Annotated in this window: 14 protein-coding genes; 8 read left to right on the plus strand and 6 right to left on the minus strand. The window is 38.7% G+C overall.

All coding sequences use genetic code 11. From position 1 onward, the window contains the following. Positions 1-148: 148 nt before the first annotated feature. Both xseA and xseB read left to right on the plus strand, forming a co-directional pair. A complete protein-coding gene (gene xseA, locus AW165_RS11955) occupies positions 149-1,414 on the plus strand; it encodes an exodeoxyribonuclease VII large subunit (protein ID WP_060465954.1) in 1,266 nt (421 codons plus the stop codon). After that, on the plus strand, positions 1,404-1,598 hold the full coding sequence (gene xseB, locus AW165_RS11960; RefSeq protein WP_002119890.1) for an exodeoxyribonuclease VII small subunit: 195 nt from the start codon (positions 1,404-1,406) through the stop codon (positions 1,596-1,598). The genes xseA and xseB overlap by 11 nt, the downstream gene beginning before the upstream one ends. Before the next feature lie 232 nt (positions 1,599-1,830). Here the strand turns inward: xseB and AW165_RS11965 are convergent, their stop codons facing one another. Both AW165_RS11965 and AW165_RS11970 read right to left on the minus strand, forming a co-directional pair. Then, positions 1,831-2,049 carry a hypothetical protein gene (locus AW165_RS11965; RefSeq protein WP_016141649.1) on the minus strand — a complete coding sequence of 73 codons (219 nt, stop codon included), beginning with the start codon at positions 2,047-2,049 and terminating at the stop codon, positions 1,831-1,833. Between the two features lie 48 nt (positions 2,050-2,097). After that, positions 2,098-2,691 (minus strand): LysE family translocator, encoded by a 594-nt coding sequence (locus AW165_RS11970; RefSeq protein WP_005076893.1) that lies wholly within the window; start codon positions 2,689-2,691, stop codon positions 2,098-2,100. Between the two features lie 441 nt (positions 2,692-3,132). On the opposite strand from AW165_RS11970, the gene AW165_RS11975 reads away from it, so the two are divergent. Both AW165_RS11975 and AW165_RS11980 read left to right on the plus strand, forming a co-directional pair. Next, complete coding sequence (locus tag AW165_RS11975; protein WP_002119931.1) at positions 3,133-3,462, plus strand: hypothetical protein; 330 nt, start codon at positions 3,133-3,135, stop codon at positions 3,460-3,462. A gap of 458 nt (positions 3,463-3,920) precedes the next feature. Then, positions 3,921-4,277 carry a four-helix bundle copper-binding protein gene (locus AW165_RS11980; RefSeq protein ID WP_017403103.1) on the plus strand — a complete coding sequence of 119 codons (357 nt, stop codon included), beginning with the start codon at positions 3,921-3,923 and terminating at the stop codon, positions 4,275-4,277. Positions 4,278-4,885: 608 nt separating this feature from the next. Here the strand turns inward: AW165_RS11980 and AW165_RS11985 are convergent. The 3 genes from AW165_RS11985 to AW165_RS11995 all read right to left on the minus strand — a co-directional run bounded on the left by AW165_RS11985 (position 4,886) and on the right by AW165_RS11995 (position 8,269). Then, positions 4,886-5,293 carry a GFA family protein gene (locus AW165_RS11985; RefSeq protein WP_060465955.1) on the minus strand — a complete coding sequence of 136 codons (408 nt, stop codon included), beginning with the start codon at positions 5,291-5,293 and terminating at the stop codon, positions 4,886-4,888. Positions 5,294-5,320: 27 nt separating this feature from the next. Further along, positions 5,321-5,722: a Cu(I)-responsive transcriptional regulator gene (cueR, locus tag AW165_RS11990; RefSeq protein ID WP_001020650.1), complete on the minus strand. Its 402-nt coding sequence runs from the start codon at positions 5,720-5,722 to the stop codon at positions 5,321-5,323. A gap of 75 nt (positions 5,723-5,797) precedes the next feature. Continuing rightward, positions 5,798-8,269: a heavy metal translocating P-type ATPase gene (locus tag AW165_RS11995; protein ID WP_060465956.1), complete on the minus strand. Its 2,472-nt coding sequence runs from the start codon at positions 8,267-8,269 to the stop codon at positions 5,798-5,800. Positions 8,270-8,435: 166 nt separating this feature from the next. Between AW165_RS11995 and AW165_RS12000 the strand changes: the two genes are divergently transcribed. Further along, positions 8,436-8,636, plus strand: coding sequence for a heavy-metal-associated domain-containing protein (locus tag AW165_RS12000; RefSeq protein ID WP_078210158.1), 201 nt, complete (start codon positions 8,436-8,438; stop codon positions 8,634-8,636). Positions 8,637-8,693: 57 nt separating this feature from the next. On the opposite strand, the gene mobR is transcribed toward AW165_RS12000, so the two are convergent. Further along, positions 8,694-10,364, minus strand: a complete 1,671-nt coding sequence (gene mobR / locus AW165_RS12005; RefSeq protein WP_060465957.1) for a phenol degradation transcriptional regulator MobR — start codon at positions 10,362-10,364, stop codon at positions 8,694-8,696. Between the two features lie 370 nt (positions 10,365-10,734). On the opposite strand from mobR, the gene AW165_RS12010 reads away from it, so the two are divergent. From AW165_RS12010 to AW165_RS12020, 3 genes are read left to right on the plus strand one after another with little or no spacing between them, the layout of a single operon-like run. Then, positions 10,735-11,022 carry a phenol hydroxylase subunit gene (locus AW165_RS12010; RefSeq protein ID WP_000193471.1) on the plus strand — a complete coding sequence of 96 codons (288 nt, stop codon included), beginning with the start codon at positions 10,735-10,737 and terminating at the stop codon, positions 11,020-11,022. 21 nt (positions 11,023-11,043) lie between these two features. After that, positions 11,044-12,045, plus strand: a complete 1,002-nt coding sequence (locus tag AW165_RS12015; RefSeq protein ID WP_060465958.1) for an aromatic/alkene monooxygenase hydroxylase subunit beta — start codon at positions 11,044-11,046, stop codon at positions 12,043-12,045. 11 nt (positions 12,046-12,056) lie between these two features. Further along, the gene (locus AW165_RS12020) at positions 12,057-12,323 is read left to right on the plus strand and encodes an MmoB/DmpM family protein (RefSeq protein ID WP_000049450.1); all 267 of its coding nucleotides are present in this window, start codon (positions 12,057-12,059) and stop codon (positions 12,321-12,323) included. Positions 12,324-12,325 lie beyond the last annotated feature (2 nt).

Consider the following 12,325-nt stretch of genomic DNA (forward strand, 5'->3'; position numbering starts at 1 on the left):
TTCAGTCTAAATTCACTTATCAATTTCAATTTTTAATTCTTTAAATTGTTGTATTTATTTTAAATAGAACCCGATATTCATAGACAACAATTGCCTTGGTTGGATGGCTTTTATACTATCTAGTTTGGCCCTTTAATTTTTAGTTCGTATGTCTGAACCTCAGTTTTCCCTTAGTGAATATCTCGGCACAGTTCAGGAAGTCATACGTGTGGCTTTTGATGAGCCAGTTTGGGTAAAAGCAGAAATTCGAAATTTAAATATTAAGGGCGGCCATTACTATTTAGAGCTCGCAGAAAAAGATGCAGAGACTGATAAAGTCATTGCAAGCTGTAAAGCCACAATCTGGAAATTTTCAGCGAGTAAAATTGTTTTAAAGTTTGAACGTGAAACTGGGATTGAGATTTCAATTGACTTAAATGTACTCATCAAAATTAGAGCACGTTTTGATCCTCAATATGGATTTTCTGTCAATATTGAAGAGATTGACTCAAGCTTTACGTTGGGTGAAATTGCTAAACGTTATCAGCAAATTATTGAACGACTTACTCAAGAAGGTTTAATCCATAAAAATAAACTTCTTCCCACTCCTTTTGATATTCAAAATGTTTTAGTCATTGCCCCTCAAAATGCTGCGGGCCTTGGTGACTTTAAAAAAGATGCAGATGCACTTGAGCGAAATGGGGTTTGCCATTTTGTGTATCACACCGCTACTTTTCAAGGAAACACGGCTGCAACCAGTTTGATTGAATCCTTAGGTTCAGGTTTAAGACAATGGGCCAGCACCTTTAACTTTCCACCTGATTTGATTGTGATTATTCGCGGTGGTGGATCGGTAAATGATTTAGCTTATTTAAATGATTATGAACTTGCCGCTCTACTTTGCAAACGTAGTGTACCCATTTGGGTAGGTATTGGTCATGAAAAAGACCGTACTATTCTTGATGAAATTGCCCATCGCTCATTTGATACACCAAGTAAAGTCATTGCTGGTATCCGAAACCACATTGTTGAACGCGTACAAGAAGCAGTAGATAGTCTGCAAACGATTAAGCTACTTTCTCAGCATCAAATCACAACCTATCAAAGCAAAAATGATCAACTGCTTCATCACATTAAATCTTCGGCACAGAGTCAACTTAGCTCGGCACATCGTTTGCTTGACCAGATGAAAGAACGTATTCAGTTTAGCTCACAGCAACAAGTTAAATTTTCATTAGCCCAAATCGAATCTTTGATGAAAGAAATTCTTTTGCAAAACCCGAAACAGGTTCAGGCCAAGGGCTATGCAATTGTTAGATCAGAAGGAAAAGCGATTCGCTCTATACATCAAATTTCAAGCCCCGCCATTGCTATTGAGATGCAAGATGGTGTGGTTGAAGCCAACATTACACAGGTAATTCCAAATGAAGAATGAAGAGTTAACGTTTAAAGATGGTCATGACATTTTGAAGAAAAATGCCGAATTACTTGAATCTCAGGAAAGCCCGGATATCGATAATTTAATGAAAATTGTTGAAGAATCTATTACGGCTTATAAAGCGTGTAAATCACGTATAGAAGCTGTTCAACAAGCTCTAGATGAGACATTCAAAGAATAAAAAAAGCCCACTCCTACTTCTCATTGAAGGAATGGGCTTAGTGAAATCCACTTAATCCTGAAATGCAAAAATGTGGATTAGGTCACATTTTTACACAGGCATAGTCCCATAACCATTTTAGATGTTCAATATTTTAATTGTGTCTATACGTTAGTTTGGCTTAATTTTCACCATCTAAGACTATACCAAACACAAACTCTGCTCATGGTTATTGTTAAATTTAATTTAAGAGTTATTCCTCACTGAATGGACCAATTAACTGATAAATTTTGCCATCTTTAGGGTTTTCATAGAGCAAATCCATATTGGGTAAAATAATATCATCATTAATTTCAATATGTTCAACGCTTTTATGAAGCTCAAGCGCATGGTCATTCATGGGTCTAACTTTTGCCAAAGCAATTGATTCTTTATCAAACTGGTCCTTGATAATTACTTTTAATCTTGTCATGAAAATCTCCTGAAAATTAAATTTTTTAATATAAATAAAGGGTTAAGTTTAAAATGAGCTAATCGCAGAATAGCCGATTGGCATCGCAAAAAAAGTTAAAATAAATGCAGCCGTACGTTGTAAATTACGTTGGTTTAACCAAGTTACTTTGTTTGAAATTAATACGGTTCCAAAAGCAATCCATAAAAATGCAATGGGTGTAATTAATGATAAAAAAATAGCAATATGCACAAAATAAACGTGAAGCACTTCCCATGCTGCATGTGGAAAAATAGCCGAAGCAAAGAGTAAAGCTTTAGGATTCAAAAGTGTTGCAACAAATAAAGCCTTAGGCGTAATTAGTGGGTTGTCTAATTTGATGTCATTTGTTGATGTTATCCAAAGTTTAAATGCAAGGTAGAGAATAAAAGTTGCACTTATTAACTTTAATAAGGCAGGAAGCCAAGGGATAAAATGTGAAACTGACTCAAGCAAAACACCCCATGAAGTAATTGCAATGAGATAACCCATCACTTCAGCAGGAATAAGTTTAAGAGACTGCTTCACCCCTGCTTGTATTCCAGCCGAGGCTAACAATGTATTTGTTGGGCCTGGAGTCAACAAAATGGTGACCACAAGTCCAATAAACATAAATGACACCATAGGCAACGAACTCTTTAGTTATGCTAGGCGAAATATGTCAAAAAGGAATATCTATTGTCGACATAATGGTTGTAACAAGAAATATTGAATTTTATTTTTTTAATTTTAAAACAAATAATTAACTCCACCTGACTACAAATTCACTTACTATTTCAATAATTTTAAATATGCAAAATCGATCACAGAAACATAGAATAAGCGCTATTTTTTATGCTCGCTAAACAATTAAATCAAGCTTTTTTTCACAGAAAAATAAGCCGTTATTTTTAATATTTAACCCTTATTTAGCTTATTTAATAAACGCTTTTTTCTGACTTGAAATTTGAAAAATGATCAATATATAAACAACTAGAAATCGTGATTTTACTGAATATGATGTCCCGTTCCCCATCAATTCTTTGATTGTCGCTTTCATCAAATAAATCAGATGATGGAGGATGCATGATGAATGCTTATGTTCGCCCTCATCCAGATGGTTTTAAATCTTATTTAGGTAAGAATCAGAAAACCGGACTCTACATTGTACGAGTTGGTTGGACGGTTTATGAAATGAATGGCAATGGCTCTGTGCTATACATTGTTAAGAACGAAGATACGATTCCGTTGGATGTAGAAAAGTTTAAAACTGATCGCCCCAAAATTTATGCTGCTCTTCTAAGTGAAGTCCAGTTTCAACGCAAGAAACAACTTGCGATTGATCTCCAGAAATCAAACATCCCTTCTTATGACCGTAAAGCCTACAAAAAACGGCGTGGCTTTATAGACTCTTAAGTAAAGGTTTCACTTTAAACTCATATAGAAAAAGCACCCTTAGGTGCTTTTTCTTTTAACGACCAGTTGTAATTAATACGAGCATACTCAGTATTAAAGTGCTTAATGATCGTTTGCAATGTATGTGGACTTCATGCTCAGCTCCGTGAGCAAATTGATTAACGTTTTCCATTTCGTGTGCCCTTAAAGTTCACACTGATAATTTGCACAATTTTCACACAATAAGAAATTAGCCAAAAGTATTATATCGAATCAAATTTTAAATCTAATGCTGGGCAAATAGTTTTGAAATTTATAACTGAAGTAGCTAGATGTAACATTCTTATACGAGGTTAAACCCTATTGAGCGTTTGTAGACCTTTCATTTCAAACTCACCTACCAAAGAAATGATTTTATAAAATGAAAAGAGATAAGAATATTCTGTTTTTTAATAATAGTCTTCGACAGGAGAACTTTTATGGAAACTCAACAAGAAACCAACTCTTCTTTATTTTGTAATACCTCTACCTCAATTCAAGCCTGCATTGAATGTATGATTGCCTGCAAAACATGTGCAGCAGCATGTTTGCAAGAAGAACATGTAAGTATGATGCGTGAATGTATTAAGCATTGCATGACATGTGTAGAAACCTGCCAACTTTGTACGTCTTTAGAACTAAGAAACTCTGAACTAGCAGAATCAGCCATGCAACTTTGTGCGAACGCTTGTCAACTTTGTGCAGCAGAATGCAGTAAACATGACCACGAACACTGCCAAGTTTGTGCTAAAGCATGTCTTGCTTGCGCACAAGCTTGTCTGGCATATCGTTCCTAAGTGGTATTCACAATTTTAAGCCTACGCAATCTTTAGATCGTAGGCTAATTAAAATATTTTAGATAACAGTAAATTAGATATTTTTTATTTAAGCTGATTACAATTTTTACTTTTTTACAGGCATAAAAAAAACCCGCATCTTGGGGAAAATGCAGGCTCTTAGATCTCCCACAACGACCATGAGTTCATTATTAAACTTGAACTTTAAACCGTTAACCAAATGTACCCTTAATAAAAACAAATTGCAATACAGAAAAGTCTGTATATTTGAAATATTTTATTATTTTTACATTACTTTTTCATAAATAGTTTAAAAGTATAAGATATTTCCAAATAAGAAATATCTTTTTTACAGGCATTAAAAAAGCCCGTTTCACGGGCTTTTCTGCAACGGTGAGCAATGTAAGCGTTGTGTCTATCCAACTCTTGTTTGCTCTTTGCTAGCTATATGTAAGGTCTTATCGTATCTTTTGCCCTGTCCCAAGTTTCCCTGTGGAGCGAGGAGATATTACGATTACCTTATGTACAGTTATAGCACATTATTTATTCATGACTAGTCTTGTTCACGTTTTTTTACAAATGAACAAAATACGATCTAACCTTAATATTTAAGGATTTTCTACCCCATTTGGATATTGGCGAGCGTCATCACAAATTGGATACCACTTCACTTGTGAATTGACAAAAGCATGAGAGATGACTGGCGTCGATATTTCTTCATTAATAAGTCCGACCCTCAGGCGTACCACTTCTGGCTGATTTAGACGTTCACTCCAGATCGGTGAACCGCAAGTTTTACAGAACACTCTCTTTTTATTAGGTGATGCAAAATAAGCCTGTAACAGGTTTTCACCCTGCACAATGTTTAAATCACTTTTTTGTACTTGAGTGATGGCAGCAAAAGCAGCCCCTTGTGCTTTTTGGCATTGCTTACAATGACAAACCATAATGGGATTTAATTCAGCATTAATGCTGAGTTGAACACCATTACAAAGACAAGAAGCTGTATAAATCATGATTTTACCTTTTTATTTTTATGGGATTTAGCTTACACCCACCCCTTTTTCAATATGATCTAAAATGGCACAAGAAGCCTGTTGGTCGCCACAGCAATCATCGGCAGAAGCCTGCAAAATATTAACCATTTCTTGTAGGTGGGCAATTTTTTGCTTTAATTCGGCAATGTGTTTGACGGTTAAGGCTTTCACCTCTGCACTATGCCGATCAGTATTTTTCCAAAGTGAAATAAGCTCTTTCATCTGTTCAGATGAAAAACCTAACTCTCGAGCATGCTTTAAAAAGTTTAAAGTTTTAAGGTCTGTTTCTGAATAGATGCGATAGCCAGAAGCAGAACGCTGAGCTGCTTCAAGTAAACCGATTTCTTCATAGTAGCGAATCATTTTCGCCGAAATGCCCGAATGTTTGGATGCCTGACCGATATTCATCTCACACCTCAAATATTAAATTTGGTTTAAGACCTGCTGTCATGATCTTAAACCAAAAGTTGATTTTCAGCACGCTTACTCTACTGGCGCATGAAAGCGTTTTAAACGTAATGCATTGCCTAAAACAAAAATCGAAGAAAGTGCCATCGCCCCTGCTGCAAACATTGGCGAGAGTAAAACGCCAAATGCTGGATATAGCGCACCTGCTGCAATTGGAATTAGGGCTACGTTATATACAAATGCCCAGAACAGGTTTTGACGTATGTTTCGCATGGTGGCTTTACTTAATGCAATTGCATTCGGTACCCCTTTTAAACTACCTGACATGAGCACAACATCAGCTGCTTCGATGGCAACATCTGTTCCTGTACCAATAGCTAAACCGACATCTGCTTGTGCCAAGGCTGGTGCATCGTTAATACCATCACCAACAAAAGCTAAGCGCCCATACTGTTTTTGCAGTTGGCGGACTGTGTCCACTTTGCCCTCGGGTAAAACCTCTGCCACAACTTCATCAATGTTCAGCTTTTTGGCAATGGCTTGTGCCGTATGACGGTTGTCTCCAGTAATCATTGCAACCTTTAACCCAAGCTGATGTAAGGCCTCAATCGCAGCATAGGTTGTTTCTTTAATTGGATCTGCCACGGCAATAATTGCTGCAAGTTGCTGATCGATAGCAACATAAAGCGGTGTTTTACCTTCTTCACCTAACTGAGCAGCAATCGCTTGGAATGAGCTGGTATCTAAACCAAGTTGGTGCATATAACGATCTGCACCAATTTGTACTTTCTGGCCTGAAACTTCCGCTTCAATACCTGAACCTGTAATCGAGTTAAATGCTGTTACTGGTAATAAGTTTAGGCCTTCACTTTCTGCTGCTTGAACAATCGCGAGTGCAATCGGGTGTTCAGACTTGGCTTCGACTGAGGCAACTAAAGTCAGCACTTGTTTGCGTTCAAAGCCCTGTTGCACATTAAAGTCAGTCAGTGTCGGTTTGCCTTCGGTGAGTGTACCCGTTTTATCAACTGCAACGACCTGCGCTTCTTGTAAAAGCTGCAAAGCTTCACCTTTACGGAACAAGACACCTAACTCAGCACCACGTCCAGTACCGACCATAATAGAAGTTGGTGTTGCAAGTCCCATCGCACAAGGACATGCAATAATCAGTACCGCAACAGCATTCACTAAACCAAAAGTCAGCGCAGGCTCTGGCCCCCAAATAAACCAAACCAAGAAAGTAATTGCAGCAATTAACATGACTACAGGCACAAACCACATAGTGACTTTATCGACTAAGCCCTGAATCGGAAGTTTAGAACCTTGGGCCTGCTCAACCATGCGAATAATTTGTGACAGTACAGATGAAGAACCAACAGCAGTTGCCCGAATGTTTAGAGTACCGTTTTGATTGACCGTACCCCCAACTACTTGTTGTCCAACTATTTTTTCAACAGGGACTGGCTCACCCGTAATCATAGATTCATCAATGTAGCTGTGCCCTTCAACCACTTCACCATCGACAGGCACACGCTCACCCGGACGGATTTCTACAATAGTTCCACTGACTACTTCAGCAACTGCAACTTCCACTATTTGTCCATCACGCTGAATGCGAGCGGTTTTAGGCTGCATGCCCACTAAATGTTGAATAGCTTGCGAAGTACGTCCTTTAGCTTTGGCTTCGAAATATCGTCCGAGTAAAATTAAACTGACAATTACAGCAGCCGCTTCAAAGTAAACATTGACCGTACCTTGTGGTAAAACCTGCGGCATAAAGGTTGCCACTACTGAAAAACTGTAGGCAGCCAAGGTTCCAACTGCCACTAGCGAGTTCATATCTGGTGCTAAACGCCACAGCGCTGGAATCCCTTTTTGATAAAAACGGCGACCTGGAAAAACGAGCACTAATGTGGTCAAAGCAAACTGTAAAAGCCAGCTATTGTATTGGCCAATGGTGTCCATGATCCACATGTGAAAAGCTGGAATGAGATGTGAACCCATTTCCAAAATAAACACAGGTGAGGCCAACACAATCGAAATGATCAAATCTTTTTTTAGCTGATCTAACTCTGACGCTTTTTTATCGAGTTGCTCATCTTGATTTTTTTCAGATGCTTTAGCGTCGTAACCTGCTTTTTTAACAGCGCGAATTAAGTCTTCAACATTAACTGATGCATCTGCTTGTACCCAAGCCTGCTCTGTTGCTAAGTTGACCGTAGCTTGTTGAACACCGTCTACTTTTTTAAGGGCTTTTTCTACACGTGCAACACAAGACGCACAGGTCATGCCCTCAATAGACAACTCCACTGGCGCAGCTTTGGGAACATCATAACCTGCTCGTTCAACTGCTTTAACCAGTGCTTCGCGCTGGATTGGTTGATTTGAATAAACAACCGCTTTTTCTGTTGCCAAATTAACATTGGCAATCTCTATATTTTCAACTTTTTTAAGTGCTTTTTCGACACGACCTACACACGAGGCACACGTCATGCCTTCGATTGGAAGTGTTTCACTATATGCTGGCAATTTTGTGGTTTTTGAGTCCATCAAACACCTCTGCAAATCTGCAAAATTTAATATTCTGTATTGAGCATACAGATTCCCATCATGGGAAGGTCAAGCATATTTTTTTAAAAATTTGGTCTTGACCTTACAATCATGACAAGGTTTAGACTCAGTGTTATCCAAACAAATATCTCATTCTTGATGGAGTATGAATATGAAACTACTTATTGAAAATATGACTTGTGGTGGCTGCGCTCGTGGAGTGACTGCGACGATTCAGGACGTCGATCCAAATGCAAAAGTAGATGTAGACTTAGCGACCAAAATCGTGACTGTTGAAAGCAGTGAAAGCATCGACAAAATTACCGAAGCACTTGAAGAAGATGGTTTCCCAGCGAAAGTGCAATAGTCGATAAGGCCTAACGTTTAAAGTTAGGCCTTTATTTTTGAGCTTGTTGATATTGACTCAAAGCTGAAATTTTTTAATTCGATAATCCAGTGCTGCCCGAGTTAGCCCCAATAAACGTGCCGCTTCAGACACATTATGATTTGCCTTTTTTAAAGCCGTTAAAATTAACTGCTTCTCGTGTTCTTCTAAATTAAACTCTGCCTGCAACAATTGCTCAAAGTCGGTTTCAACAACTACAGCCTGCTCTGGGTCATGCTTGATCTGTGGGAAAATGGCATTTAACTTAATCAGTTGCTGATCATCCGTTAATAAAACAGCCCTTTCTAATAAATTTTCCAACTCACGAATATTTCCCGGCCATTCATATTGCTGCATAAAAACTTTGGTCTTTTCACTTACACCCTGAATGGTTTTGCCGTACATTTTTTCAAAGCGACGAAGAAAGTGTTCAACCAATAAAGGAATATCTTCACGGCGCTCTCGCAAAGGCGGGATCTGTACTGGGAAAATATTTAAGCGATAATATAAATCTGCCCGAAATCGCCCTGTTTTTACAGCCTGCTCAAGATCTTCATTGGTTGCTGTAATTACACGGACATCTAAAATACGTGTCTGTGAATCTCCGACTCGCTCAAATTCACCTTCCTGCAAAATGCGTAATAGTGCTGCTTGTGCACGAGGAGAAAGCTCAATCACTTCATCTAAAAAAATCGTACCACCATTGGCTCGTTCAAACTTCCCCAAGCGAGATTGATACGCTCCTGTATAAGCACCTTTTTCTACCCCGAATAATTCAGACTCAATTAACTCTGGTGGAATCGCTGCACAGTTTACTGCAATAAAAGGTTGGTCTTTTCTTTGGCTATTTGCATGAACTCCTCGAGCAAAAGCTTCTTTACCAACGCCGGTTTCACCTTGTAGCAAAATAGAAACTTTCGAACCTGCTGCTTTTGTTAATAATGCACAGACCTGTTTATAAGATGCTGACTTACCCACAGAACTAAATAATTGGTAATCGGCTTCACTGTCGCTATAAATTGATTTTTTAAGTTCAAAAAGTTCAGCCTGCAACGCAATCAGTTCTTTTTCCATGGGTTCGGGAGACATGAACTGAATCAGTTCATCAGCATTTTCCCACTCTTCTAAAGGCTTACCAATAATACGGCAATGCTCATCGCCGCAAGCTTTACACTCTATTTCTTGATAAATAATGGTCATGCCCGTCGCAAAACTACTGTAGCCGCACGCATAACCCAGAAGCATCCAGCACGCAGGTTCATCACTTGGGCCAAAATGCTCTAAATGCACATCGGCTTCAAAAGAATTGAGCCAATTTAAATCGGCATAAAACTGTTTTTTATCGTGGCTTAAATTGAGCTGGTTGGCCTGTACTTGCACCATTCCACGAATGGCGTGCATTTGTGGACCCGCCATAAAAGCATCGTGTTCATTTAAATCGGGACGCATTTTTGTAGTAACTTCTGCATCTTTTAACCCAGCTTGATAACCTAAACGAATAAAAAAACGCTTGGTCCGTTCAAGCCCAATCATGTGCGCTAAGTCTTTACGCAAATATCCCATAATGCTGGTGTGTAAAAGCAGCATCCGATATTCATCAAACCAGATTTGGCCGTGGGCAGTATCAAAGTGCAATTTAGACAGCAAATCGTGAATTTCTTGCGGATGATCTGCGTATCGTCCCGTTGTATCGTATTTTACTCGAGCCATGAGTGATCTGTTTTAATCCATTAAACACATTTGGGTTTTATCTCATCTTATCGAAGAACCAGATAAATGTCCTAGTACCTTAAAGACATAACTTCATACTAAAAAAGTATTTCTAAATCTCTCCTTTTTAAAGCCTCAAACATTCTAAAAAGAAATTTTTACGGCCCTCTTCATCAAATCATGAATATATCTATTTCACCACTCAAAAAAATTAATGAAATGGTGAATTTTAAAAATGCTGCACTTTTAATATAAATTCTAAGTAATTGTTTTTAATTGTAAAAATAAAGTTGGCATAGCTTTTGTAAAGCTTATAGCGAGAGCAAGGAGCATTCATCAATTTCAAGACCATGTCTTGATGGAGTACAGCATGACGCAACCTCAAGTCGAAGCATTAACCAAATATATTCGAGTCACTGGCGACTTAAATGCAGAGTTTATTGAGTTCGATTTTGCCATTCACGACCCAAGTCTATTTGTGGAACTGGTTTTGCCTAAACATGCATTTAATGATTTTTGTAAGACCAATCAAGTGGTTGAAATGACCCAAGAACAGCAAGCTTTTAATGATGCTCAGGAAGAAAAATGGCGCTATGGCACTGAAGCAACCTTAGTCGGCACGCAACGTAATAGCAACGATCACGATGATCAAATGTAAAAAATATAAGGAGATAAAGCCATGACTTTAGAAATCAAGACATCAAATGTCGAACCTATTCGCCAGAACTACGCCTATATCGAAAGACGATTTGGTAGTAAGCCAGCAACTCGATATCAAGAAGTAAGTTTTGATGTACAGGCAGAAACTAACTTTCACTATCGTCCTTTGTGGAAACCTGAAAAGACCTTAAATGATAAAACCCATACTGCCCTGCAAATGCAAGACTGGTATGCATTTAAAGATCCACGTCAATTCTATTATGGAACTTATGTTCAGCACCGTGCGCGTTTACAGGACACAGCCGAAAGTAATTTTGCTTTTTTTGAAAAACGTCAGCTTGCAGAGCATTTGTCTGACGAAGTCAAAGCCAAGGTTATTGAATGCCTATTGCCATTTCGCCACGTTGAACAAACTGCAAACTTACACATGATGTCTGGCAGTGCCTATGGTTATGGCACCGTACTTACCCAAGCTTGTATTTATGCCGCGATGGATCATTTAGGAATTGCGCAGTACATCTCACGGATTGGCTTAGCTTTAGATGGCAACAGCGGCGACTCACTACAGCAGGCAAAACAGGCTTGGATGCAACATCCTGCATGGCAAGGCTTACGCCGTCTGTGTGAAGAAAGCCTCACCGAGCAAGACTACTTCAAACTCTTTTTATTACAAAATCTTGTGATTGACGGCTTTGTGACCGAGCTTGTTTATCAACAGTTTGATCAGTGGTTAGTGGGTCAAAATGCTCGTGACTTAGCCATGCTGACTGAATTTATGAAAGACACTTTAGGTGATTTACGTAAGTGGTCAGACACCGTCATTAAAACTGCGGCAGCAGAATCCGATCATAACAAACAGCTATTAAATGAATGGTTCACCCAGTCTTTAGCTCAAGTAAAAGCAGCCTTTACACCTTGGGCAACAGCAGCCTTAACAGCAGATGCAGTCGATCAAGCAGAACAAGTCGTGATTGATCGCGCAAAAAAACTCGGCCTACAACTAGAACTTGCAAATGCTTAAGGAGAAGCAACATGTCTAAAGTCTATCTCGCGTTACAAGACAACGATACTTCACGCTACATCCTTGAAGCGATTGAAGAAGATAACCCTGAAGCTTCAATTCAGTATTTACCCGCCATGATCCGAATTGAAAGTGAAACTGATTTGGTCATTAAAGCCGAAACCGTATCTGAAAAACTAGGCCAAGATTGGGATATCCAATCGTTACAACTCAACATGATTACGCTGGGCGGCAACGTCGAAGAAGATGACGATACTTTCCGCCTTCATTGGAATTAATC

The sequence above is a fragment of the Acinetobacter sp. LMB-5 genome (assembly GCF_001541635.1).
GTDB lineage: Bacteria > Pseudomonadota > Gammaproteobacteria > Pseudomonadales > Moraxellaceae > Acinetobacter > Acinetobacter pittii.